At 72.8% G+C, this 23,219-nt stretch carries 22 protein-coding genes; 19 read left to right on the plus strand and 3 right to left on the minus strand.

All coding sequences use genetic code 11. The features are described from left to right. The first annotated feature begins 24 nt into the window (after window positions 1-24). The 4 genes from AC1DZC_RS10170 (at window position 25) to AC1DZC_RS10185 (ending at window position 5,220) form a co-directional block, all read left to right on the plus strand. Window positions 25-1,290, plus strand: coding sequence for an RNA polymerase sigma factor (locus AC1DZC_RS10170; protein WP_477043162.1), 1,266 nt, complete (start codon window positions 25-27; stop codon window positions 1,288-1,290). A gap of 10 nt (window positions 1,291-1,300) precedes the next feature. Continuing rightward, on the plus strand, window positions 1,301-2,575 hold the full coding sequence (locus AC1DZC_RS10175; protein WP_477043163.1) for an MFS transporter: 1,275 nt from the start codon (window positions 1,301-1,303) through the stop codon (window positions 2,573-2,575). A gap of 150 nt (window positions 2,576-2,725) precedes the next feature. Further along, window positions 2,726-4,561, plus strand: a complete 1,836-nt coding sequence (locus AC1DZC_RS10180) for a class I tRNA ligase family protein (RefSeq protein ID WP_477043164.1) — start codon at window positions 2,726-2,728, stop codon at window positions 4,559-4,561. 14 nt (window positions 4,562-4,575) lie between these two features. Continuing rightward, on the plus strand, window positions 4,576-5,220 hold the full coding sequence (locus tag AC1DZC_RS10185; RefSeq protein WP_477043165.1) for a GNAT family N-acetyltransferase: 645 nt from the start codon (window positions 4,576-4,578) through the stop codon (window positions 5,218-5,220). Here the strand turns inward: AC1DZC_RS10185 and AC1DZC_RS10190 are convergent. The 3 genes from AC1DZC_RS10190 to AC1DZC_RS10200 form a co-directional block, all read right to left on the minus strand. Next, window positions 5,183-6,409, minus strand: a complete 1,227-nt coding sequence (locus AC1DZC_RS10190) for an RNA polymerase sigma factor (RefSeq protein WP_477043335.1) — start codon at window positions 6,407-6,409, stop codon at window positions 5,183-5,185. The genes AC1DZC_RS10185 and AC1DZC_RS10190 overlap by 38 nt on opposite strands. A 13-nt stretch (window positions 6,410-6,422) precedes the next feature. Continuing rightward, window positions 6,423-6,764, minus strand: coding sequence for a YciI family protein (locus tag AC1DZC_RS10195; RefSeq protein ID WP_477043166.1), 342 nt, complete (start codon window positions 6,762-6,764; stop codon window positions 6,423-6,425). 82 nt (window positions 6,765-6,846) lie between these two features. After that, window positions 6,847-7,686: an aldo/keto reductase gene (locus AC1DZC_RS10200; RefSeq protein ID WP_477043167.1), complete on the minus strand. Its 840-nt coding sequence runs from the start codon at window positions 7,684-7,686 to the stop codon at window positions 6,847-6,849. 132 nt (window positions 7,687-7,818) lie between these two features. Here AC1DZC_RS10200 and AC1DZC_RS10205 point away from each other — a divergent pair, with 132 nt between their 5' ends. From AC1DZC_RS10205 to AC1DZC_RS10275, 15 genes are all read left to right on the plus strand, one after another. Continuing rightward, window positions 7,819-9,144: an FAD-binding oxidoreductase gene (locus AC1DZC_RS10205; protein WP_477043168.1), complete on the plus strand. Its 1,326-nt coding sequence runs from the start codon at window positions 7,819-7,821 to the stop codon at window positions 9,142-9,144. A gap of 132 nt (window positions 9,145-9,276) precedes the next feature. Then, on the plus strand, window positions 9,277-11,256 hold the full coding sequence (locus tag AC1DZC_RS10210) for a penicillin-binding transpeptidase domain-containing protein (protein WP_477043169.1): 1,980 nt from the start codon (window positions 9,277-9,279) through the stop codon (window positions 11,254-11,256). 34 nt (window positions 11,257-11,290) lie between these two features. After that, on the plus strand, window positions 11,291-12,658 hold the full coding sequence (locus tag AC1DZC_RS10215) for a 3' terminal RNA ribose 2'-O-methyltransferase Hen1 (protein ID WP_477043170.1): 1,368 nt from the start codon (window positions 11,291-11,293) through the stop codon (window positions 12,656-12,658). Beyond that, entirely contained in the window at window positions 12,655-15,174 is a 2,520-nt protein-coding gene (locus tag AC1DZC_RS10220; RefSeq protein ID WP_477043171.1) for a polynucleotide kinase-phosphatase, read from the plus strand. The genes AC1DZC_RS10215 and AC1DZC_RS10220 overlap by 4 nt, the downstream gene beginning before the upstream one ends. A gap of 12 nt (window positions 15,175-15,186) precedes the next feature. Continuing rightward, entirely contained in the window at window positions 15,187-15,675 is a 489-nt protein-coding gene (locus AC1DZC_RS10225; RefSeq protein ID WP_477043172.1) for a methyltransferase family protein, read from the plus strand. 47 nt (window positions 15,676-15,722) lie between these two features. Next, a complete protein-coding gene (locus AC1DZC_RS10230) occupies window positions 15,723-16,301 on the plus strand; it encodes a sugar O-acetyltransferase (protein ID WP_477037554.1) in 579 nt (192 codons plus the stop codon). Further along, the gene (locus tag AC1DZC_RS10235; protein ID WP_477043173.1) at window positions 16,302-17,237 is read left to right on the plus strand and encodes an LLM class flavin-dependent oxidoreductase; all 936 of its coding nucleotides are present in this window, start codon (window positions 16,302-16,304) and stop codon (window positions 17,235-17,237) included. Next, the gene (locus AC1DZC_RS10240; protein ID WP_477043174.1) at window positions 17,234-18,094 is read left to right on the plus strand and encodes an NAD-dependent epimerase/dehydratase family protein; all 861 of its coding nucleotides are present in this window, start codon (window positions 17,234-17,236) and stop codon (window positions 18,092-18,094) included. Before AC1DZC_RS10235 ends, AC1DZC_RS10240 begins: the two co-directional genes overlap by 4 nt. Before the next feature lie 204 nt (window positions 18,095-18,298). Then, window positions 18,299-19,339 carry a semialdehyde dehydrogenase gene (locus AC1DZC_RS10245; protein ID WP_477043175.1) on the plus strand — a complete coding sequence of 347 codons (1,041 nt, stop codon included), beginning with the start codon at window positions 18,299-18,301 and terminating at the stop codon, window positions 19,337-19,339. Further along, on the plus strand, window positions 19,336-20,499 hold the full coding sequence (locus tag AC1DZC_RS10250) for an NAD(P)/FAD-dependent oxidoreductase (protein ID WP_477043176.1): 1,164 nt from the start codon (window positions 19,336-19,338) through the stop codon (window positions 20,497-20,499). Before AC1DZC_RS10245 ends, AC1DZC_RS10250 begins: the two co-directional genes overlap by 4 nt. Before the next feature lie 7 nt (window positions 20,500-20,506). Beyond that, window positions 20,507-21,079, plus strand: coding sequence for a 1-acyl-sn-glycerol-3-phosphate acyltransferase (locus AC1DZC_RS10255; RefSeq protein WP_477037549.1), 573 nt, complete (start codon window positions 20,507-20,509; stop codon window positions 21,077-21,079). A gap of 55 nt (window positions 21,080-21,134) precedes the next feature. Further along, the gene (locus AC1DZC_RS10260) at window positions 21,135-21,728 is read left to right on the plus strand and encodes a DinB family protein (protein ID WP_477043177.1); all 594 of its coding nucleotides are present in this window, start codon (window positions 21,135-21,137) and stop codon (window positions 21,726-21,728) included. 31 nt (window positions 21,729-21,759) lie between these two features. Beyond that, window positions 21,760-22,206, plus strand: a complete 447-nt coding sequence (locus tag AC1DZC_RS10265; RefSeq protein ID WP_477043178.1) for an SRPBCC family protein — start codon at window positions 21,760-21,762, stop codon at window positions 22,204-22,206. A gap of 36 nt (window positions 22,207-22,242) precedes the next feature. Then, on the plus strand, window positions 22,243-22,413 hold the full coding sequence (locus AC1DZC_RS10270) for a CsbD family protein (RefSeq protein ID WP_477037546.1): 171 nt from the start codon (window positions 22,243-22,245) through the stop codon (window positions 22,411-22,413). A gap of 139 nt (window positions 22,414-22,552) precedes the next feature. After that, a complete protein-coding gene (locus AC1DZC_RS10275) occupies window positions 22,553-23,218 on the plus strand; it encodes an ArsR/SmtB family transcription factor (protein ID WP_477037545.1) in 666 nt (221 codons plus the stop codon). Window position 23,219: the final 1 nt, after the last annotated feature.

Here is a 23,219-nt window from a genome sequence, read left to right on the forward strand (position 1 = left end):
CCGCCGGACGCGCGGGGCGGGGCGATGAGCGACGCACGACGGACCGTCGAGATCGTCTGGCGGATCGAGTCGCCGCGGCTCATCGCCTCGCTCACCCGGCTGGTCCGCGACGTCGGCCTGGCCGAGGAGCTCGCGCAGGACGCGTTCGTCGCGGCCCTGGAGCAGTGGCCCACCGACGGCGTGCCGGACAAGCCCGGCGCCTGGCTGATGACGACCGCCAGGCGCCGGGCCATCGACACGATCCGGCGCGAGCAGAACCGTGACAGCAAGTACGCGGTGCTGGCCCACGACCTCACGGACGAGGCACCGGCCGACGGGATCGTCGAGGACCCGGTCGGCGACGACCTGCTCTCGCTGGTGTTCCTCACCTGCCACCCGGTGCTGCCGCGCGAGTCGCGGATCGCGCTCACACTGCGGCTGTTCGGAGGGCTGACCACCGACGAGATCGCCCGCGCCTACCTGACGCCGAGCGCCACGGTCGGTCAGCGGATCTCCCGTGCCAAGCGCACGCTCGCCGAGGCGCACGTGCCGTTCGAGGTGCCGCAGGCCGACGAGATGCCCGCACGCCTGGGGTCCGTGCTCGAGGTGATCTACCTGGTCTTCACCGAGGGGTACGCGGCGACCTCCGGGAACGACTGGGTGCGCCGGGACCTGGCCGACGAGGCGATGCGGCTGGGCCGGGTGCTGGCCGGGCTGCTGCCGCGCCAGCCCGAGGTGCACGGCCTGGTCGCGCTCATGGAGCTGCAGGCCTCCCGGTTCGACGCCCGCGGCAGCGGGACGCTGCTGCAGGACCAGGACCGCCGCTTCTGGGACAAGGCGCTGATCGAGCACGGGCTCAAGGCGCTCGACACGGCGATCGGGCTGCACCGCCCGCTCGGTCCGTACACGGTGCAGGCCGCGATCGCCGCGTGCCACAGCCGTGCCCCGTCGTTCGAGGCCACCGACTGGGAGGCCGTCGTCGCGCTCTACGACGCGCTCGCGCAGCTGGCCCCGAGCCCCGTCGTCGAGCTCAACCGAGCCGTCGCGGTGCTGCACGCCGACGGCCCGCAGGCGGCGCTCGAGGCCCTCGACGCGATCGCCGACCCGCGCATGGCCCGCTACCACCTGCTCGGCGCTGTCCGGGCGGAGGTGCTCGCACAGCTGGGGCGTCCCGGGGAGGCGGCCGCCGAGCTGGAGCGCGCGGCCGACCTGGCCCCGACCCAGCGCGAGCGCAACCTGCTGCTCGAGCGCGCGGCCGCGGCCGTCGTCGACGAGAGAATCGGCGTGGACGGCGACGAGGCCCCCGGGTGAGGGTGGGGCCATGAGCGACGCCGAGGCCGCGACCGAGCAGACGACCGAGCCCGTCGTCGAGCCCAAGCCCGGCTGGCGCCGCGACGTCACGCTCTTCCTCAGCGGGCAGACGATCTCGCTGTTCGGGTCGATGCTCGTGCAGTACGCCGTCATGTGGCACCTGACGCTCGAGACCAAGTCCGGCGGCGTCATGGCGCTGTACGCGGTGTTCGGCTTCCTGCCGCAGGCGGTCATCTCGGTCTTCGGCGGCGTCTGGGCGGACCGCCTGAACCGCAAGAAGCTGATCATCGCGGCCGACGGCACGATCGCGCTGGTCACCCTCGCGCTCGCGCTGATCATGAGCGCGGGCGCGAACGACCTCCTGTTCATCTTCGTCGCGATCGCCATCCGCTCGGCAGGCGCCGGGATCCAGATGCCCGCGGTCGCCGCCCTGATCCCGCAGATCGTGCCGACCGACAAGCTCATGCGCGTCAACGGGATCAACGGCACCATCCAGTCGGCCATGATGCTCGTCGCCCCCGCTGCGGCGGCCGCCGTCTACGCGAGCATGTCGATCGTCGCCGTGTTCTACATCGACGTCGTCACGGCGATCCTCGGCATCGGCCTGCTGCTGCTGGTGAAGGTCGGCCCGCTGGTCCGCTCGGAGACGGAGCGGCTCGGCTACCTCGACGACCTGCGCGGGGGCGTCCGCTACATCCTCACGCACCCGTTCGTGCGCTGGATCCTGGTGCTCTACGCGGTCGTGTTCGTGCTCATCGTCGCGCCGTCGTTCCTGACCCCGCTGATGATCGCGCGCACGTTCGGCGAGGAGGTGTGGAAGCTGACCGCCAACGAGCTCGCGTTCAGCATCGGCATGGTGCTGGGCGGTGCGGTCATCGCGACCTTCGCGACGAAGTGGAACCGGGTCGCGCTGATCCTCGGCTCGACGGTCGTGTTCGGCGTCCTGTCGATCGGCCTCGGGCTCTCGACGAACCTCTGGGTGTTCTTCTCGTTCATGTTCGTGCTCGGCCTGTCCGTCCCGGCCTTCTCGACGCCCAGCTACACGGTGCTGCAGGAGACCGTCGAGCCGGAGATGCAGGGCCGGGTGTTCGGGTTCGTCGGCATCGTCATGGCGCTGGCCATGCCGTTCGGCATGGCGGTCTTCGGGCCGTTGGCCGACGAGTTCAGCGTCGAGTCGCTCCTCGTCGTGGCCGGCATCCTGCTGCTGGTCGTCGTCGCGCTCGCGCTCGCGGTTCCCGCCGGACGGCGTTCGCTGCGCGCCGCGGACGCCCACGCGGCCCGGTGATACGGTCGGCGACATGCACTCCTTGCGTACCGACCTCCTCCTTATCCGGCCGCGCTGAGCCCCCGGGTACGAGTCAGCGCGGCCAGCCCCTCCCGAGCGAGGGGCTTTTTCGTGCCCGAACCCTGGTGACCGGAGACGGAGGAGCGAGCCGTGCAGGAGATCGAGGAGAAGTGGCAGGCCGTCTGGGAGCGGCTGCGGGTGTTCGAGGCGAAGGACGACGACGTCCGGCCGCGGCGGTATCTGCTGACGATGTTCCCGTACCCGTCGGGCGACCTGCACATGGGCCACGCGGAGGTGTTCGCGCTGGCCGACGTGGTGGCGCGGTACTGGCGGCTGCGCGGGTTCGACGTGCTGTTCCCGATCGGCTGGGACTCGTTCGGGCTGCCGGCGGAGAATGCGGCGCGCGAGCGCGGTGAGCATCCCGCGGTGTTCACCTACGACAACATCGAGACGCAGGCCCGGTCCCTGCGGCGGTACGGGGTGTCGTTCGACTGGACCCGGCGCCTGCACACCTCCGACCCCGAGTACGTGCGCTGGACGCAGTGGCTGTTCCTGACGATGCACGAGCGGGGTCTGGCCTACCGCGCGGCCGGGGTCGTGAGCTGGTGCCCGCAGGACGCGACCGTGCTGGCCAACGAGCAGGTGGTCGACGGCCGGTGCGAGCGGTGCGGCTCGGTCGTCGAGAAGCGCGAGCTGACGCAGTGGTACCTGCGGATCACCGACTACGCGGACCGGCTGGTCGACGACATCGCGCTGCTGGAGGGCGCGTGGCCCGAGCACGTGCTGACCATGCAGCGGAACTGGATCGGTCGGTCCGTCGACGAGGACGGCGCCACCACCTATCGACTGCACGACTGGCTCGTCTCACGGCAGCGCGCCTGGGGGACGCCCATCCCGATCGTGCACTGCCCGGCGTGCGGCGAGGTGCCCGTACCGATGGACCAGCTGCCGGTGCTGGTGCCGTGGGGCGAGGCCACCGGGCCCACGCAGTGCCCCCGCTGCGGCGGACCGGCGCAGCGGGAGACCGACACCCTGGACACGTTCGTCGACTCCTCCTGGTACTTCCTGCGGTACTGCTCGCAGGGGCGCGACGACGGTCGCGACGACGTGCCGTTCGACGTCGAGGACGTCCGCCGCTGGATGCCCGCGACCCAGTACGTCGGCGGGGTCGAGCACGCGATCCTGCACCTGCTGTACAGCCGGTTCGTCACCAAGGTGCTGCACGACGCCGGCGTGGTGGACCCTGTCGAGCCGTTCGCGTCGCTGCTGAACCAGGGGCAGGTGCGCAACGGCGGCAAGGCGATGAGCAAGTCGCTGGGCAACGGCGTCGCGCTGGGCGAGCAGCTGGACCGGTTCGGCGTCGACGCGGTGCGGCTGGCGATGGTGTTCGCGGGACCGCCCGAGGACGACATCGACTGGGCCGACGTGTCGCCGGCCGGGATGCAGCGGTTCCTGTCGCGAGCGCTGCGGCTGGCGCGCGACGTGGGTCCGGGGACTGCCGACGACGTCCTGCGGCGGGTCACGCACCGCACCGTCCACGACTGCGCGCAGCTGCTGGAGGCCTCGCGGTTCAACGTGGTGGTCGCGCGCATGATGGAGCTGGTCTCGGCGGCTCGTCGTTCCGTCGACGCCGGCTCCGACGCGCGGGAGGCCGTGGAGGTCGTCGCGGTCCTGCTGAGCCTGGTCGCGCCGTACACCGCCGAGGAGATGTGGGAGGCGCTCGGGCACGAGCCGTCGGTGTCGTCGGCACCCTGGCCCGTGGTGGACCCGGCCCTCCTGGTCGACGAGACCGTGGAGGCCGTCGTGCAGGTGGACGGCAGGGTCCGCGACCGCGTGGACGTCCCGACGAGGATCACGGCCGACGAGCTGGTCGCGCTGGCGCTGGCGCGGCCCGCGGTCCGGCGCGCGATCGGCGACCGGACCGTGAGCAGGACCGTCGCGCGCCCGCCACGCCTGGTGAACCTCGTGATCTCGGTTGACCCATGAGGAACCATGAAGCCGTGATCACGCCGTTCACCCTCGAGGGTCGTCATGTCCGGTTGGAGCCGTTGAGCCTGGAGCACGTCGACGGGCTCGCCGCCGCCGGCGCGCAGGAGCGGGGCAGCTTCGGGTACACGTGGGTCCCGGACGGGCGCCACGAGGCCGAGGCGTACGTGCGCGGGGCGCTCGACGCGTCACGCTCGGTGCCGTTCGCGGTGCGTCGGCTGTCCGACGGTGCGGTCGTCGGGAGCACGCGGTTCCTCGACCTCGACGTCCTGGAGGCTCCGGCGCCGGGGACCGCACCGAGCTGGCCGCCCGGCAGCGCCGGGGGCGAGCCGAGCGACGAGCGCCTCCCGAACGTCGCCGAGATCGGGAGCACCTGGTACGCGGCCTCGGCGCAGCGCACCGCGGTCAACACCGAGACCAAGCTGCTGCTGCTCACGCACGCCTTCGAGGTGTGGGACGCGGTCCGCGTGACGCTCAAGACCGACGCCCGGAACACGGCCTCGCGCAACGCGATCGAACGGATCGGCGGCCGGTTCGAGGGCGTGCGGCGCGTGCACACGATGGCGACCGACGGGACCTACCGCGACTCGGCGTACTTCTCGATCGTCGCGGCGGAGTGGTTCACKGTCCGCGAGGGCCTGGTGGCCCGCCTGCGCTGAGGACCTCGTCGCGACGAGCCTCGAGGAACGCGCGTTCGGCGGCGTTCTCCGTCAGCGACGACGCCACGGCGTACTCGTCGGCGGCCTCGTCGCGGCGCGACAGCCGGCGCAGGAGGTCCGCGCGGACCGCGTGGTAGAGCGCGAACCGGGGCATCGAGAGGCCGTCGACGAGTGCGAGGCCGGCGGCCGGGCCGTCGACCTCCGCGACCGCGACCGCACGGTTCAGCTCGACCACCGGGCTCGGCGCGACCGCGAGCAGCTTGTCGTAGAGGGCGACGACCTGCCACCACGACGTGTCCTGCGCGGAGGCGGCCGACGCGTGCACGGCCTGGATCGCGGCCTGCAGCTGGTACGGCCCGGGCTGGTCGCGCCGCAGCGACTCACGGACCAGGTCGATGCCCTCGTCGAGCATCGCGGGGTCCCACAGGGAGCGGTCCTGGTCGGCGAGCAGGACGAGCCCCTGCCGGGCGGGACGCCGGGCGTCGACCAGGAGCATGAGCGCGAGCAGCCCGGCGGCCTCGGGCTCGTCGGGCATGAGCTCGACCAGCAGCCGCCCGAGCCGGATCGCCTCGGTGCACAGGTCGTCGCGCACCACCGACGGACCGCTGGAGGCCTGGTGGCCCTCGGTGAACACCAGGTAGACCACCGCGAGGACGGTCCGCAGCCGGTCGGGCAGGTCCGCGTCGGACGGCACCCGGTAGGGGATGTGCGCGTCGCGGATCTTGCCCTTGGCCCGCACCAGCCGCTGCTGCATCGTCGGGACCGGCACCAGGAACGCGTGCGCGATCTCCTCGGTGGTCAGCCCGCCGACCATGCGCAGGGTCAGCGCCACCTGCGCCTCGGGCGCGAGCGCGGGGTGGCAGCACGTGAACACGAGCCGGAGCTGGTCGTCGCGCACGGGTCCCACCTCCACGTGCTCCTGGGCGTGCAGCAGGGCGGCCTGGGCGTGCCGGTCGTGGCGGGACGCCTCCCGCCGCAGCCGGTCGATGGCTCGGCGTCGCGCGGTCGTGATGATCCAACCGGCCGGGCTCGGCGGCACCCCCTCGGCCGGCCAGTGCTCGACGGCGGCGACGAACGCGTCCTGGACGGCCTCCTCGGCGACGTCCAGCGACCCGAACGACCGGGTCAGCACCGCGACGGCGCGTCCGTGCTCCGTGCGGAACACGGACGCGATCTCGTCGTCGGAGATCACTGCCGGCCGCTCAGTACCGGAAGGGTCGGACCTCGATCGGGAGCGTCGTGGCCTGCGCCAGCTTCCCGCCCCACGACATCGCCTCGTCGAGGTCCGGGACGTCGATGATCGTGAAGCCGCCCAGGTGCTCCTTGCCCTCGACGTAGGGGCCGTCCGTCGTGAGCACGTCGCCGTTCTTGGCGCGCAGCACGGTCGCGGTGCTCGGGTTGTGCAGGCCGCCCGAGAACACCCAGATGCCGGCGTCGCGCATGGCGCCGTCGACGGCCTCCGTCGCCTGGATGATCGGCTCCAGGAACTCGGGGCTGGGCATCGGGCCGTCAGGCTCGATGACGCTCAGCAGGTAGCGGGTCATGGCGTCCTCCTCAGGGTCGTCGCCGGCCGTCGGCCAGCGTCTCACCCTCTGTACGAACGCGGAACGGCCGGATCGACAGCTCCTACGCCGGCGGCACCCGGTCGAACGTGTCCGGGTTCGGGCCCGTGCGCTCGTCGCGGTTCAGGCCGTCGATGTCCGCCAGGTCCTCGTCGGAGAGCTCGAAGTCGAAGATGTCGAAGTTCTCCTCGACGCGGGCCCGCGTGACCGACTTGGGGAAGATGACGTGGCCGCGCTGCACGTGCCAGCGCAGGGTGATCTGGGCCGTCGAGCGGTCGTGGGCGTGCGCGATCCGCTCGAGGGTCGGGTCGTCGAGCACCTTGCCCTGCGCGATCGGGGACCAGGCCTCGATCGCGATCCCGTGCTCGCGGCCGTACTGGGCAAGCTCGCGCTGCGTCAGGTACGGGTGGACCTCGATCTGGTTGACGGCCGGGGTGATCGTCGTCTCCGCCTGCAGGCGGCGCAGGTGCGCGGGCTGGAAGTTCGAGACGCCGATCGCCTTGGCGCGGCCGGAGCCGTAGATGTCCTCGAGGGCCTTCCAGGTGTCGACGAAGTTGCTCAGCATGGCCAGCGGCCAGTGGATGAGGAAGAGGTCGACGTACTCCGTGCCGAGGCGCTCGAGCGACTGCTCGAAGGCTGCTAGCGCCGCCTCGGGTGCGTGCGCGCCGTTGTTCAGCTTGGTGGTGACGAACACGTCCGCGCGGTCCAGCCCGGACTCCCGCAGCGCCTCGCCGACGCCCTCCTCGTTGTGGTAGCTCTGCGCCGTGTCGATGTGGCGGTAGCCCACGTCGAACGCCTGCAGGACGGCCTCCTTGGTCTCGTCGAGCGGGATCTGGAAGACGCCGAAGCCCAGCTGCGGGATCGTCACGCCGTTGTTGAGGGAGAGGCTCGGAACGGTGCTCATGCCTCCATTGGACATGCGACACGTGGTGGATGCCTCTCGAGCGTCCACCCTCGACCACCGGCGGTCGGCTCGCGATGTCGGCGGTGCCTGGGATGGTGGAGTCACCGGCACCTACGTCAAGGAGCTCTCGGCATGTTGCACCACCCGCTCTCCGCCCGCGTCCTCGGTCCCGTGCTCGTCCCGGGGGAGGAGGGGTTCGCCGACGAGGTCCTCTCGCACAACCGTGCCGTCGTCCACGCGCCCGAGCTCGTGGTCGGTGCCGCGAGCACGCAGGACGTCGTCGAGGCGGTCCGCTGGGCGGCGATGCAGGGCCTGTCACTGACGGTGCTGGCCACGGGCCACGGTGCGCGGCATCCCGTGACCTCGGGGGTGATCGTCACCACCCGAAGGATCGGGGGCGTCTCGGTGGACCCGGAGAGGAGGGTCGCGACGATCGGCGCGGGCGCCACCTGGACGGACGTCGTACCGGCGGCCGACGCGGTGGGTCTGGCGCCGGTCGCAGGGTCGTCGACGCACGTCGGCGTGGTCGGCTACCTGCTGGGCGGGGGGCTGGGTCCGCTCGCCCGCAGCCACGGGTTCAGCTCGGACCGGATCGAGTCGCTGACCGTCGTCACCGGGACGGGCGAGGTGGTCGAGGCGAGCGCGATCGACCACCCCGACCTCTTCTGGGCGCTGCAGGGCGGGCGGGCCGGTCTGGGGGTCGTGACGCAGGTGCGCCTCCGGCTCGTCTCGGTGCCCGAGCTGTACGCGGGCTCGATGATCTTCGACACCGAGCACATCCCGACCGTCCTGCGCGGCTGGCTCGCCTGGACAGAGACCGCCGACGACGCGACGACCACGAGCGCGGCCATCGTCCGGTTCCCCCCGTTCGAGGCGGTGCCAACGCCGCTGCGCGGCCGGACCGCCCTCACGCTGCGGTTCGCACGACCGGGGGACCAGCAGGCCGGCGCGGCGGCCGCCGCTCCCCTGCGGGCGCTCGCGCCCGTGCTCATGGACGGTCTGGGTCCCCTGCCGGTCGCCGAGGCGGCACGGATCCACAACGACCCCGTCGACCCCGCACCCTCGTGGGTCCGCGGCCTCATGCTCACGGGCTCCGACGACGACCTGGCGACGACCGTCCTCGACCACGGCGGACCGGACGCGGACCACCCGTTCCTCTCGGTCGAGCTGCGGCACATCGCCGGCGCGACGGGCCGCGACGTGGCGGGCGGCTCGGCGGTCGCGGGCCGGGGTGCGGCGTTCACGGTCGGTCTGCTCGGCATCGACCCGGCGACGTTCGAGACGGTGCTCCCGGCCGCGGCCGCGTCGATCTTCGGGGCGCTCGAGCCGTGGGCGGCCGCCGAGCTCAACGCGAACTTCGCCGGTGCGGGCGGCGCCCGGTGGAGCGCGGCGACCACCGAGCGGCTCGGCGACGTGCGGCGTCGCTACGACCCTGCCGGGGTGTTCTCGGTCGTCTGACCTGGTGAGGAGGAACGGTGAAGGGTGGACCGTTCCTCGGAATTGACTCACCCGGTCGTGCCACCCTCTGCAAGGCTGTGCCGGGCGTGCGCCGGGGGCACCCGCCCACGTGAGACATGACGAGAGGGCTCGATGACGTTCGCAGGGGAACGAGGCAGGGCGTCGCGTGGCGTCGCGGGGGCGTTGGTCGCGGCCGTCGGGCTGACGCTCGCCCTGGCGTCGTGCTCGGCGGATCCGCCGGGGCCGCAGAAGGCGAGCGAGGCGCTCGCGGCGGCACTGCAGTCCGGGAAGTTCACGTCCGCCCCGCTCACCTCCGCGGACGCGACGACGGCCGCCACCCAGTGGGCCACGGCGTACGAGGGCCTGGACCCGTGGAAGCCGAAGGTCGAGCTCGAGTCCGCCACGGTGGACGAGAAGGACGAGGACTCCGCGATCGCGCTCATGAGGTTCACGTGGGACGTCGACGACAGCGACCAGGACTGGGTCTACGAGACGCACGCGAAGCTGACCCGCGGCGGCGACGGCGCGTGGCAGGCGACCTGGTCGGCGGCGCTGCTCGCCCCGGACCTGGGCCCCGCCGAGGTGCTGCAGGTCAAGCGGACCCCCGCGGAGCGCGCCGAGGTGCTCGGCGCGGGCGGCGTGGCGATCATCGAGCCGCGACCGGTGAACCGCCTCGGCGTCGACAAGACGTTCGTCACGGACGCCGCCGGGCAGGACGCCGCCGCGCGGGCTCTGGCCGGCGCGCTCGGCATGAACCCCGACGAGTACGCGGCCAGGGTCGCGGCCGCCGGACCGAAGGCGTTCGTCGAGGCGATCGTGGTGCGCGACGGCGACCCGCAGTACGACGTCGCCGCGCTGCGCGCGATCCCGGGCGTCCGGGCGGTCGCCGACGCGATCCCGCTCGCCCCCAGCCGCGCCTTCGCCCGCCCGATCCTCGGGTCGGTGGGCGACGCGACCGCCGAGATCGTCGAGAAGTCCGACGGTGCGGTCGCGGCCGGCGACCTCGCGGGCCTGTCGGGCCTCGAGCGGCAGTACGACGCGCAACTGCGCGGCTTCCCCGGGCTGACCATCGAGGCGTCGTCGGCGGACGGCGCCGCCATCCGCGAGCTCTACAGCCACGAGCCCGTGCCGGGCACGCCGCTGCAGACGACGCTCGACATCGGCCTGCAGCAGGCCGCCGAGAACGTGCTGGTGGGGGTCGGTCCGGCCAGCGCCGTGGTCGCGATCCGTCCGTCGACCGGTGACGTCCTCGCCGCGGCGAGCGGTGCGGGTGGTCAGGGGATGTCGACCTCGACGCTCGGTCAGTTCGCCCCGGGGTCCACGTTCAAGGTGGCCAGCGCGCTCGCCCTGCTGCGCTCCGGGCTCACGCCGGACTCGCCGGTCACCTGCCCCGAGACGGTGACGGTGGACGGTCGCTCGTTCGAGAACTTCCCGGGCTACCCCTCCGACAAGCTCGGCGACATCCCGCTGCGGACGGCGTTCGCCAACTCGTGCAACACCGCCTTCATCGGGGCGCGGGACTCCGCGACGCAGGACGCGCTGATCGACGCCGCCGGCTCGCTCGGGCTGGTGCCGGACGCGAGCCTCGGCTTCCCCGCGTTCCTCGGGGCGGTCCCGGGCGACTCGGACGGCACGGACCACGCGGCGTCGATGATCGGCCAGGGGCGCATCCTCGCCTCGCCGCTCGGCATGGCGACGGTCGCTGCCTCGGTGGCGAAGGGGTCCACGGTCGTCCCGCGGCTGGTCGTGCTCCCCGACGGGGCCAGCGCGCCGGAGCCCAGCGACACCGAGGAGCCGAGCAACGAGGCCACGCCGAGCGACCGCCCGCACGTCCCGCTGACGGCCGACGAGGCCGCCACGCTGAAGTCGCTCATGCGCGGCGTCGTGACCGAGGGCGGGGCCACCTTCCTGCAGGACGTGCCCGGCGGCGAGGTGTCCGCCAAGACCGGCACCGCCCAGTTCGGCGAGGCCGACAACCTGCAGAACCACGTGTGGATGATCGCGATCGAGGGCGACCTGGCCGTCGCGGTCTTCGTCGACGTGGGCGACTACGGCTCGACGACGGCGGGTCCGCTGCTGAAGTCGTTCCTGGAGGCGGCGGCCCAGCCGTAGGAATTGTCGTCGCGGGCACCGACACAATGACGGGGTGTTCCTCACCCTGACCTCGACCTCGTCGTCCGCGACCGACCTGGGCTTCCTGCTGCACAAGCACCCCGACCGCGCGCAGACGTTCGAGCTGTCGGTGGGCCGGGCGCACGTGTTCTACCCGGAGGCGACCGACGACCGCTGCACCGTGGCGCTGCTGGTCGAGGTCGACCCGGTCGACCTCGTGCGCGGGCGCCGTTCGGGCGAGGCGCTGACCGACTACGTGAACGACCGCCCCTACGCGGCCAGCTCGCTGCTCGCGGTCGCGCTGGGCCGGGTGTTCCGTACCGCCATGACCGGGACGTGCGTCAACCGGCCCGATCTCGAGGGCGTGGTCATGCCGCTCGAGGTGCACGTGCCGGCCGTGCCCGACCCGTCGATGGTGGCCCGGCTGTTCGAGCCGCTCGGGTGGCAGGTCGTCGTCGACGTGCCGCCGCTCGACCCTGACGTGCCGTCGTGGGGACCGGCGCCCTACGGCGACGTCCGGCTGACCGGGCTGCTCACGGTCGCGGAGGCGCTGCGGCACCTGTACGTCCTGCTGCCCGCGCTGGACGGGGGGAAGCACTACTTCGTGGGTCCCGACGAGGTCGACAAGCTGGTCCGTGCGGCCGGGGACTGGCTGGGCGGCCACCCGGAGCGCGACTGGATCCTGCGCCGGACGCTGGCCCACCGGCGCGAGTACGTGGCGGACGCGGTGCAGCGGCTGGGCGAGCTCGACGGGGTGGTCGAGCACGTCGTCGAGGACGTCGACGACGTCGTCGTGGAGCGGCCCCTCGCCCTGGATCGTCGCGACGCGGTGCTGGCGGAGCTCGCCCGCAGCGGTGCGCGGTCGGTGGTGGACCTCGGGTGCGGCGAGGGCGTCCTGGTGCGGGCGCTGCTCGCCGACCCGGCCTACACACGCGTCGTCGGCGTGGATGTGTCGGTGCAGGTGCTCCGGAGGGCGGCCCTCGGAATGGACCGCCTGCCGGACTCCGTGCGCGCGCGGCTCACGCTCCTGCAGTCGTCGGCGACCTATCGCGACGAGCGCCTGGCCGGCGCGGACGCGATCGTCCTCATGGAGGTCATCGAGCACGTCGACCTGGACCGGCTGCCCGCGCTCGAGCGCTCGGTGTTCGGCGAGGCCAGGCCGCGGTCCGTCCTGGTCACCACACCGAACGCGGAGTTCAACGTGCGCTACCCGCGCCTGCACGCGGGGCACGTCCGGCACGCCGACCACCGGTTCGAGTGGACGCGCGCGGAGCTGACGGCGTGGGCGTCGCGCGTGTCCGACGCGTACGGGTACACCTTCCGGACCGGGCCGGTCGGTCCGGTGGACGACGAGGTCGGACCGGCGACGCAGCTGGTCGTGTTCACGGCGGTCGCCGCATGACCGCGCTCGAGATCCCCGAGCTGGCGCTCGTCGCGCTCGTCGGGGCGTCCGGGTCGGGCAAGTCGACGTTCGCACGCGAGCGGTTCGGTGCGTACGAGGTGGTGTCCAGCGACGTCTGCCGCGGGATGGTGTCCGACGACGAGACCTCCCAGGACGCGACCAAGGACGCGTTCGACCTCCTCGGTGTCATCGTCGGGAAGCGACTTGCTCGCGGGCTGCTGACGGTGGTCGACGCCACGAACGCGCAGCGGGACGCGCGCCGGCACGTGGTCGACCTGGCCCGCGCGAACGACGTGCTGCCCGTCGCGATCGTGCTCGACCTGCCCGAGGCCGTCTGCCTGGAGCGCAACGCGGGCCGCGGCGAGCGGATGCTCCCGCCGCGCGTCGTGAAGCGCCACGCCGACCTGGTGCGCAAGGCGGTGCGGGGCCTGCAGCGCGAGGGCTTCCGGACCGTGCACGTGCTGCGCACCCCGGAGGAGGTCGAGCAGGCGGTGCTGCGTCGGGTCCCGCTGCGCAGCGACCTTCGTCGGCTCCACGGCCCGTTCGACGTGATCGGCGACGTGCACGGCTGCCGGTCGGAGCTCGAGTCGCTGCTGGGCGCGCTGGGCTACGCGCTGGCACGCGACGCGGACGGACGGCCGGTCGACGCCGTGCACCCCGAGGGGCGGACCGTCGTGTTCCTCGGGGATCTGGTGGACCGCGGACCCGACTCGCCGGGCGTCCTGCGGCTGGCCATGGGGATGCACGCCGCTGGGCACGCGCTGGTGGTGCCGGGGAACCACGAGAACAAGCTGGTGCGCGCGCTCGACGGGCGTGCCGTGACGCTGAGCCACGGGCTCGAGACGACGATGGCGCAGCTGTCGGAGCAGGACCCGACGTTCCGCGCCGAGGTCCGCGACTGGCTCGACGGGCTGGTCAGCCACCTCCTGCTGGACGGCGGGCGCCTGGTCGTCGCGCACGCCGGGCTGAAGGAGGAGTACCACGGGCGCACGTCGGGCCGGGTGCGCAGCTTCGCGCTGTACGGGGACACCACCGGCGAGACCGACGAGTACGGGCTGCCGGTCCGCCTGCCGTGGGCCGACGACTACCGCGGCCGGGCGATGGTCCTCTACGGGCACACGCCGACGCCGGTCCCGCAGTGGACCAACAACACCCTGTGCCTGGACACCGGCTGCGTGTTCGGCGGGCACCTGACGGCCCTGCGCTACCCGACCAAGGAGCTGGTCCAGGTCCCCGCCGAGCGCGTCTGGTACGAGCCGGCCAAGCCGTTCCTCGCGGTACCCACGAGGCCCGACGACCTGCTGGACATCCAGGACGTGCTCGGGCGGCGGTCCGTCGAGACCCGGCACCACGGCCGCATCACGATCGACGAGCAGAACGCCGCCGCCGCGCTCGAGGTGATGAGCCGGTTCGCGCAGCACCCGCGCTGGGTCCCGTACCTGCCGCCGACCATGGCGCCGGTGGCGACGTCGCCGCTGCCGGGGGTGCTCGAGCACCCGGCCGAGGCGTTCTCGGCGTTCCTGTCCTCCGGCGTCTCGCACGTGATCTGTCAGGAGAAGCACATGGGCTCGCGGGCGTCGGTGCTCGTGTGCCGCGACGAGGAGACAGCGGCACGGCGGTTCGGCGCACCCCCCGGCGAGACGGGCTCGCTCTGGACGCGGACCGGGCGCGCGTTCTTCGACCGCCCCCTGACCGAGGTGTTCCTCGCGCGCCTCCGCTCCGCAGTGACCGTGGCCGGCGTGTGGGACGAGCTCGGCACCGACTGGCTCCTGCTCGACGGCGAGCTGCTGCCGTGGTCGCTCAAGGCCGGCCCGCTGCTGCGCGAGCAGTACGCCGCGACCGGAGCGGCCGCGTCGTTGATGCTGCCGGCCGCCGTCGAGGCCCTGGCCCGCGGGGCCGCCCGCGGCCTGCCCGTGGGCGAGCTCACGGAGCGCACCGCGACTCGTCGCGACGACGCGGAGCGCTACCGCGAGGCCTACCGCCGTTACGTCTGGCCGACCGACGGGCTCGGCGGCGTGCAGCTCGCGCCCTTCCAGGTGCTGGCCTCCGAGGGTTCCACGTGGAACGACCGCGACCACGGGTGGCACCTGGGGCTCGTCGACCGGCTGGTGGCCGCCGACCCGGTGCTGCTGCGCGGTACCAGGCGGCTCGAGGTCGACGGGGACGTGGCCGCCGGCATCGCGTGGTGGGAGGAGCTGACCGACGAGGGCGGCGAGGGGATGGTCGTGAAGCCGTTCGCCAACCTCGTGCACGGCCCGCGGGGGCTGGTGCAGCCGGGCCTCAAGGTACGCGGCCGCGAGTACCTGCGGATCATCTACGGCCCCGACTACCTGAGCCACCTCGACCGGCTCAAGGTGCGCTCGCTCGGACGCAAGCGCGGGCTGGCCCTGCGGGAGTACGCGCTCGGCCTGGAGTCGCTGGACCGGCTGGCGGCGGGGGAGCCGCTGTGGCGGGTGCACGAGCCGGTGTTCGCGGTGCTGGCGCTGGAGAGCGAGCCGATCGACCCCCGCCTCTGATCCAATGGGCGCGTGGCGTCCGACCATGTCGTCTCGTTCCGGCTCTGGCCGCCGGTCGCGATCGGCGCGCCGCTGCTCGCCGGCTGGGTCGCCACGGTGGCCTGGGGTGATCCGGTCGACCTCGGCGCGTGGCGGATCCCGGTCGGCTGGGCGCTGCTCGTCGCGTTCGTCGGGTGGAACGGCTGGTCGCTGTGGCTGTTCGGCCGGCACGAGACCGGGCTGCTGCCGGGGCAGGAGACGCGCGCGATCATCGAGGAGGGCCCGTACCGGCTGTCGCGCAACCCGCTCTACGTCGGTCTGCTCGCGGCCTACCTCGGGGTCGCACTGCTGGCCCCGACGTTCTGGGGCCTCGTGCTCTTCCCCGTCGCCGTCCTGCTCGTCCTGTGGGGCGCGATCCGACCCGAGGAGCGGTTCCTGCACGAGCAGTTCGGTGCGCCCTACGACGACTACCGCACGCGGGTGCCTCGCTGGCTGGGCCGGGTGCGTCGACGGACATCGTGAGAAGACCCTCGCGTGTCTGTGTCAGCCGTCTGTGAGAGCGTTTGCCCGTGAGCGACGACGACACACAGGTCGATGCCCGGACCCAGTACGAGCGCATGGTCGCCGGCGACTGGTACGAGGCGACGCCGGACCTCGTGACCATGACGAACGAGGCCCAGGAGCGTGCCCACCGGTACGCGGACGCGTTCCGGGTCGACGCCGACGCGGCCCAGGTGGAGCTGCGTGCGCTGCTGGGCACGCTGGGCGACGACACCACGATCCGCCCGCCGCTCTACGTCGACTACGGCGTCCACATCCACATCGGTGCGCGCACGTTCGTGAACTTCGGCCTCGTGGCGCTCGACGTCGCCCCGATCCGCATCGGCGACGACGTGCTGCTCGGCCCGAACGTCCAGCTGCTCACGCCCGTGCACCCCGTCGAGCCCGAGGCACGCAGCGCGAAGCTCGAGTCCGCCAAGCCGATCACGATCGGCAACAACGTCTGGCTCGGCGGCGGCGTGATCGTGTGCCCGGGCGTGACCATCGGCGACAACACGGTGGTCGGCGCAGGCTCGGTGGTCACCAAGGACCTGCCGGCCAACGTCGTCGCGGTCGGGAACCCGGCTCGCGTCGTGAAGGACGTCTGAGTGACCGTCGGGATCCTGCTTCCGCGTGACCTGCCGATCGAGCAGCTGGTCCCGTACGCGCAGCGCGCCGAGGCCCTCGGGTTCGCCGAGATCTGGGTGGTCGAGGACCTGCCGTTCCGCGGCGGGATCGCACAGGCGGGCGTGGTCCTGGCGAGCACCCGGAGCATCCGGGTCGGCGTCGGCATCCTGCCCGCGGCCGTGCGGAACCCGGCGTTCGCGGCGATGGAGGCCTCGACGCTGGCCGAGCTGTACCCCGGGAGGCTCGTGCTCGGCGTCGGGCACGGGATGGCCGGCTGGATCCGGCAGGTCGGCGCGTGGCCGGCCAGCCCGCTGACGATGCTCGACGAGCACCTCAGTGCGGTCCGCGCGCTGCTGCACGGCGATCGGGTGACCGTCGACGGACGGTACGTGCGTCTCGACGGCGTCCAGCTGCACTCGCCGCCGGTCACCCCGCCGCTCGTCCTCGCCGGGGTGCGCGGCGCGAAGTCGCTGGCGCTCGCCGGGCGGGTGGCCGACGGGGTCGTGCTGGCCGAGCCGGTGACACCGGAGTACCTGGAGGGCGTCCTCGAGCACGTCGGCCGGCAGGTGCCGGTCGTCGCCTACTGCCTGGCTGCCGTGGACGAGGACGGCGACGCGGCTCGGGATCGCGTCCGGCCGGCCCTCGCCTGGATCGGCGAGCCCGACTGGGAGCCGCACATCGCGCCGCTGCCGTTCGCCGACGAGTTCCGGGCGCTGCGGTCGTCGTCGAGCGACCGCGAGGAGTTCATGGCGCGGATGCCGGCGGAGTGGGTGGATCAGCTCGCGATCGTCGGGACGCCGCAGGCGGCGCGGCGCCGGGTCCAGGAGCTGCACGAGGCGGGCGTGACGTGCGCGGTGCTCATCCCGGCGGGACCTGATCCCCTGCGCGAGCTGGACGGGCTAGCGTCGCTCGTATGAGTCGAGTGGTGGTCACCGGTGGCAGCGGAAAGCTCGGGCGGGCCGTGGTCCGCCACCTGGCCGAGCAGGGGTACGACGTGGTCAACGTCGACACGGCACCGCCGCCGGCCGACGAGCCTGCCCTGTTCACGCGGGTGGACCTGACCGACCTCGGGCAGGTGACCGAGGCGCTGACCGGCATCGACGACCGGTACGACGGCGTCGACGCGGTGGTGCACCTGGCCGCGATCCCGGCGCCGGGGCTGCGACCGAGCGGAGCGACCTTCGCCAACAACGTCATCAGCACGCACCACGTCTTCTCGGCAGCGCGTCGGGCCGGCATCCGCAACATCGTGTGGGCGTCGAGCGAGACGGTGCTCGGCCTGCCCTTCGAGACGCCGCCGCCGTACGCGCCCGTCGACGAGGAGTACACGGTCCGGCCCGAGAGCACCTACTCGCTGGGCAAAGCGGTCGAGGAGGAGATGGCTAGGCACTTCGCGCGCTGGGACCCCTCCGCCAAGCTGATCGGGCTGCGGTTCTCCAACGTCATGGACGTCGAGGACTACGCGGAGTTCCCGTCGTTCGAGGGCGACCCGCGCACCCGCATCTGGAACCTCTGGAGCTACATCGACGCGCGCGACGGCGCCCTGGCGGTCCAGAAGGCGCTGGAGAGCAGCCTCACCGGCTTCGAGGCGTTCATCATCGCGTCGCCGGACTCCGTGATGACGACCCCGTCGGCCGACCTGCTGGTCCACTACTTCCCCGACGTGCCCCTCAAGCGGCCGGTGCACGGGACCGAGACGCTGCTCTCGATCGACAAGGCGCGGCGCCTCCTGGGCTTCGAACCGGCACATACCTGGCGCAACCACACCGGGTGAATCTCGACCTGCTCGGCGGTATCCCCTCGCACGTCATCTGCCTGACACATCCGCTCGCTTGGCTGGTCACACGCCCTTCTCACCCCCGGGTCCAGGTATCCGAGGGCATCGGCGCCCGCCCTTAGGGACGTGCGGTCGGTAGGGCGCACACCCACCACGACGACGCGGGCCGGCTCCCGCGTGCGGTCCGACGGGAGCCACCTCATGAGCGCCACCGCCACACCGTTCGCGTTCCTGATCCACCCGCGCGTCCAGATCGCCGCGGACCTCGGACTGGTCTGGCGCCCGCTGCGCCACGTGCCCGAACCGCTCGCGGACGCCGCGCTGCGCAAGCTGCCCCTCAAGCCGTTCTCGATGTCCCGCGTCGTGCTGGGCGACCGGCAGGTCGGTGACGTGGTGTTCGTGCCCTACGGCGCGCGGCACCTGCTGAGCGAGCCGGGCGAGGGCAAGGCCCGGGTCACCCGGTGCGTCGACTACGCGGCGTCGATCGGGGCGGGCGTGGTGGGCCTCGGCGCGCTGACGGCGACCGTGACGGCCGGGGGTGTGTCGCTGCGCGGGCGGACCGACATCGGGGTGACCAACGGGAACGCCTACACCGCGGCGATCGTCGAGGACCAGCTCCTGGCGATGCTGGACGACCGGCGCCGGGTCGCGGTGGTCGGCGCAACGGGAAGCGTGGGCACGACGCTGGTCCGGCTGCTCGCTCGGGCCGGTTCCGTCGACTCCCTGACCCTCGTCGCGCGGGGCGCCCCCAAGCTCGCCGCCCTCCAGCGAGAGGTCGGAGGGCGGGTTCCGACGACGATCACGACGGACATGGTCGACGTCCGCGATGCCGACGCCGTGGTGCTGCTGACGGCGTCGAGCGACGCCCTGCTCGGCCCGGTGCACCTCGCACCCGGCGCGCTCGTGCTCGACGCCACCCAGCCGCGCAACACGCACCCGGACCTCGTGGCGCGGCGGCCGGACGTCACGGTCGTCGACGGCGGCGTCGTCGAGATCCCGACCATGCAGCTGCGCGGCTCGTCGATCGGCCTGCCGCCGGGCCGCGGGTACGCCTGCTTCGCCGAGACGTTCCTGCTCGGGCTGGCCGGTCACGCGGGCCACTTCTCGATCGGCGTCCCGACCCTCGACCAGGTCGACCACGTGCGCGACCTCGCCCGCCGGTTCGCGCACCTCGGGTTCGCGGCCGCAGCGCCGACGAGCTTCGGCCGGCCGCTCGCCGAGCGGCCGGTGGTCGTCTCATGAGGCGCGTGGTCCTGCTGGGCGGCGGCTACGTCACCCTGCACGCGTACGGCGCGATCGCCCGACGGCTGCGCGGTGAGCTGCGCCGGGGTGAGGTCGAGGTCGTCGTGATCAGTGCCGACGACGTGCACAGCTATCACGGCTTCACGGGCGAGGTGGTCGCTGGGCTCCTGCCCATCGGCCTGACCCAGACGCCGCTCGTCGAGGCGATGCCGAGGGCTCGGATCGTCCACGCGCGGGTCACCGCGGTGTCCCTCGACGACCGCAGCGTGACCTACGACGACGGGTCGGGCCGGTCGGCCGTCTCCTACGACGCGCTCGTCGTCGCGACCGGAGGCCGTGAGCCCGCGCTGGAGGGTGCGGCGACGCTCCGCCGGCCGGGCGGCCTCGCCGACCTGCTCACGACCGCCGACGACGGGCCGGTCGTGGTCGTCGGGGGCGGGCTCGCGGGCGTCGAGCTCGCGGCCGCGTTCGCCGACCGCGGCTCCCCCGTCACGCTCGTGCACTCCGGTGACCGCCCCGTGCCTGCCCTGCGCGCGCAGCAGCCGCGGCTCGCAGCCCGCTGCGACCGCGAGCTGTCCCGGCTCGGCGTCGCCGTGCGGACCGGCGTCCGGGCCGTCGCCGCGACCCCCGACGGGGTGCGGCTCTCGGACGGGTCCGAGCTGGCCGCGTCCGTCGTCGTGGCGACCACCGGTCAGCGCGCTGTCGTGCTCCCGGGCCTGGAAGACCTGCCCCGCGACGAGCTCGGCCGCCTGGTGACCGGCCCCGACCTGCTCGTCGCGCCCGACGTGTGGTCCGCCGGGGACGCGGCGCGCGTGCTGCACCCGCGCTCCGGCGAGCCCGTGGCGGCGAACGCGCTCTGGGCGATCAAGGCCGGCGACCAGGTGGGTCGCAACGTCGCCCATGCGCTGCGCGGGCGGCCGGGCCGACCCTTCCGGTACCTCGGGCTCGGACAGGCGGCGTCGTTCGGCGTCGGCCACGGGATCGCCGACCTCTACGGCCTGCCGATCACGGGGTGGGCCGCATGGCTGCTGCGCGTCGGGTTCTTCATGCGCTTCATGCCGTCGCGCTCGCGGGCGCTGCGGGTGCCGGCCGCCCTCGTCGCCGCGAGCCTGCAGGGCGCGCGGATCCGGGCCGAGAGGTCGGCTACCGTTCGCGGGTGAGCAGACGATGACGGTGCGGCACGCCCTGGCGCGCGGGTTCTGGCGGGTGAGCCGGTGGACGCTCCGGAGCGAGCGGGTCCCGGCGGACGGTGCGGGGCTGCTCATCGGCGCACCGCACACGTCCAACTGGGACTTCGTCCTCATGCTCGCGATCGCCGGCGAGGCCGGCCTGCACATCCGCTGGCTGGGCAAGAACGGGCTGTTCCGCGGGATCGGCGGGCCGATCATGCGCGGGCTCGGTGGCATCCCCGTCGACCGGTCCAATCCCGCCGGTCTCGTCGACGAGCTCGTCGCGCGGATCCAGGGCGGCGACCGCTTCTACCTCGTCGTGACGCCCGAGGGCACGCGCAGCGGCGACGGCTGGAAGTCGGGCTTCTACCGGATCGCGCTGGCGACGGGCCTACCGGTCACGCTCGGCTACGTCGACCGCACCACGATGACGACCGGCCTCGGCCCGACGCTCGAGCTCACCGGCGACATCCCCGCCGACATGGACCGCATCCGCGCGTTCTACGCCGACAAGGCCGGGTTCGCGCCCGGTCGTCGGACCGAGCCGCGGCTGCGGGAAGAGTCCGCCTGACTCGATCTCCCCGGCCGACCGGCGGGTGTCGGTGGCCTTCGCTAGCGTCGGTCGGGTGGCAGAACCCGAGGAGTTCGACTGGTCGTTGACCGAGATCCCCACGACGCGCGCCGCCGTGCGCAGCCAGCTGGAGTTCTCGTGGTTCGAGCTGCGCGAGCGGCTGGCGACCCTCACGCAGGACGAGTTCGAGTGGCAGCCTGCGCCCGGCGCGTTCTCGGTGCGGCGGCGCTCCGAGTCGACGGCTCCCCGGGTGTTCGGCGTCGGCGAGTGGGTGGTCGAGTGGCCCGCGGGTCCCGACGAACCCGGCCCGCGCACCGTCGCGTGGCTGGTCGCGCACCTCACCGAGGTGCTGACCGAGCGGTACGACTGGACGTTCGGCGAGCACCGGCTCAAACGGCCCGACCTGACGTACTCCGGCGAGGTCGGTCCCGCGGTCTCCGCCCTGACCGCCGTCGCCGATGCCTGGCGCACGGGGATCGCTGAGCTGTCCGACGACGACATCTTCACCGTCGGGCTGAGCCAGGCCACGGAGATCGACGCGCAGGCGCCGTTCGCGCAGCTCGTGCTGCACATCAACCGCGAGATCATCCACCACGGCTCGGAGATCTTCACGCTCACGGACCTGTACCGGGCGGGCGTCCGTGGCTGAGTCCTGTCGAGACTGAACTGGAGGCACTGCCATGTCCGAGAACCTGGTCGCTCGTGCTGTCATCGAGGTGCGCGCCTCGGCCGAGGACGTCTGGTCCGTGATGGTCGACCCGGCCGCACGATGGATGGTCGGGTCGCAGGTGACCAGCACGTACGTCGCCGGCGACCCCATCACGTTCGACGGCGAGTGGGAGGGCAAGCCCTTCCAGGACCACGGCGAGATCGTCGAGGTCGAGCGCCCGCGGCTCCTGCGCTACACCCACTACTCGCCGCTGTCCGGGCAGCCCGACGTGCCCGAGAACTACCACCATCTGACGTTCACGCTGGACGAGTCCGGCGGCTCGACGACGGTGACGCTCGAGCAGGACGGCAACGGTTCGGCCGAGGAGGTCGAGCACGCCGAGGGGCTCTGGCGGCAGGTGCTCGAGGCTCTGGCCGCTTCGGTCGCCCCGGATGCGCAACCGGGAGACCGGACGTAACGTCGAGGTGTTGCCAACCCGAGAGGAGTGATTCTGATGGGTCTCGACGACAAGATCTCGAACACCGCTGAGGAAGCCAAGGGCAAGGTCAAGGAGGCCGCCGGCAAGGCGACCGACGACGAGCGCCTCGAGGCAGAGGGCAAGGCCGACCAGGCCGGCGCCAACATCAAGCAGGCGGGCGAGAAGGTCAAGGACGCGTTCAAGTAACGGACCGTCCCCGCACACACAAGGCCCCCGTTTCTCGATGATCGAGAGACGGGGGTCTTTGCATGCCCGGTGTCGTCACGCAACAGTTCTTGCGCAACACCTCTTGCGCAATGATCGTTGCGCGTTCTACGGTGGGGGCATGAGCCAGGACGACACCACCGCGCCGCACCGCTTCGCCGAGGCGGAGCGCACCAGCGACCCCGAGCGGATCCGCGCGCTGGCCCACCCGCTGCGGCTCGCCCTGCTCGACTACCTGGACGACGTCGGCGAGGCCACGGCCACCCAGTGCGCGAAGCACACGGGCGAGACCGTGGCCAACTGCTCGTTCCACCTGCGGTTGCTCGCTCGCTACGGATTCATCGAGCCGGCCGAGCCGCGGGGGCGTGAGCGTCCGTGGCGGCTCGTCGAGAAGCGTCAGCTGTTCACGCCGGACGCGTCGGTGCCCGGTTCGGTCCACGCGATCGTCGAGTTCGCGGAGATCGCCGCCCGGCAGGAGGTCGACAAGTTCGTCGACTTCCTGCGCGTCCGGGCCGACCAGCCCGCCGGTGCGCGCGCGACGGTGGCGATGAACCGCGAGTCGTTCTGGGCCACGCCCGACGAGACCGAGCAGCTGCTCGACTCGATCGCCGCCCTGATCGAGCCGTTCCTCTCCCGCTCCGCCGACGCGTCGTCGCGCCCGGCCGGTGCCCGGCTCATGCGCTGGTTCTCCACCAGCCATCCCGATCCTGCCTACCCCGACACACCCGGTCCGGAGGCGTCCGACGCCCCCCAGCAGAACGTCCCGAACTCCACCGAGGAGGCGTGAC

The organism is Cellulomonas sp. P2_B4 (genome assembly GCF_056404795.1).

Coding starts and splice junctions, on each gene's coding strand:
- AC1DZC_RS10250 (WP_477043176.1), top strand. CDS start 19,336: ATGAGGCGCGTGGTCCTGCTGGGCGGCGGCTACGTCACCCTGCACGCG.
- AC1DZC_RS10210 (WP_477043169.1), top strand. CDS start 9,277: ATGACGTTCGCAGGGGAACGAGGCAGGGCGTCGCGTGGCGTCGCGGGG.
- AC1DZC_RS10240 (WP_477043174.1), top strand. CDS start 17,234: ATGAGTCGAGTGGTGGTCACCGGTGGCAGCGGAAAGCTCGGGCGGGCC.
- AC1DZC_RS10270 (WP_477037546.1), top strand. CDS start 22,243: ATGGGTCTCGACGACAAGATCTCGAACACCGCTGAGGAAGCCAAGGGC.
- AC1DZC_RS10170 (WP_477043162.1), top strand. CDS start 25: ATGAGCGACGCACGACGGACCGTCGAGATCGTCTGGCGGATCGAGTCG.
- AC1DZC_RS10275 (WP_477037545.1), top strand. CDS start 22,553: ATGAGCCAGGACGACACCACCGCGCCGCACCGCTTCGCCGAGGCGGAG.
- AC1DZC_RS10205 (WP_477043168.1), top strand. CDS start 7,819: ATGTTGCACCACCCGCTCTCCGCCCGCGTCCTCGGTCCCGTGCTCGTC.
- AC1DZC_RS10220 (WP_477043171.1), top strand. CDS start 12,655: ATGACCGCGCTCGAGATCCCCGAGCTGGCGCTCGTCGCGCTCGTCGGG.
- AC1DZC_RS10265 (WP_477043178.1), top strand. CDS start 21,760: ATGTCCGAGAACCTGGTCGCTCGTGCTGTCATCGAGGTGCGCGCCTCG.
- AC1DZC_RS10245 (WP_477043175.1), top strand. CDS start 18,299: ATGAGCGCCACCGCCACACCGTTCGCGTTCCTGATCCACCCGCGCGTC.
- AC1DZC_RS10175 (WP_477043163.1), top strand. CDS start 1,301: ATGAGCGACGCCGAGGCCGCGACCGAGCAGACGACCGAGCCCGTCGTC.
- AC1DZC_RS10195 (WP_477043166.1), bottom strand. CDS start 6,764: ATGACCCGCTACCTGCTGAGCGTCATCGAGCCTGACGGCCCGATGCCC.
- AC1DZC_RS10200 (WP_477043167.1), bottom strand. CDS start 7,686: ATGAGCACCGTTCCGAGCCTCTCCCTCAACAACGGCGTGACGATCCCG.
- AC1DZC_RS10255 (WP_477037549.1), top strand. CDS start 20,507: ATGACGGTGCGGCACGCCCTGGCGCGCGGGTTCTGGCGGGTGAGCCGG.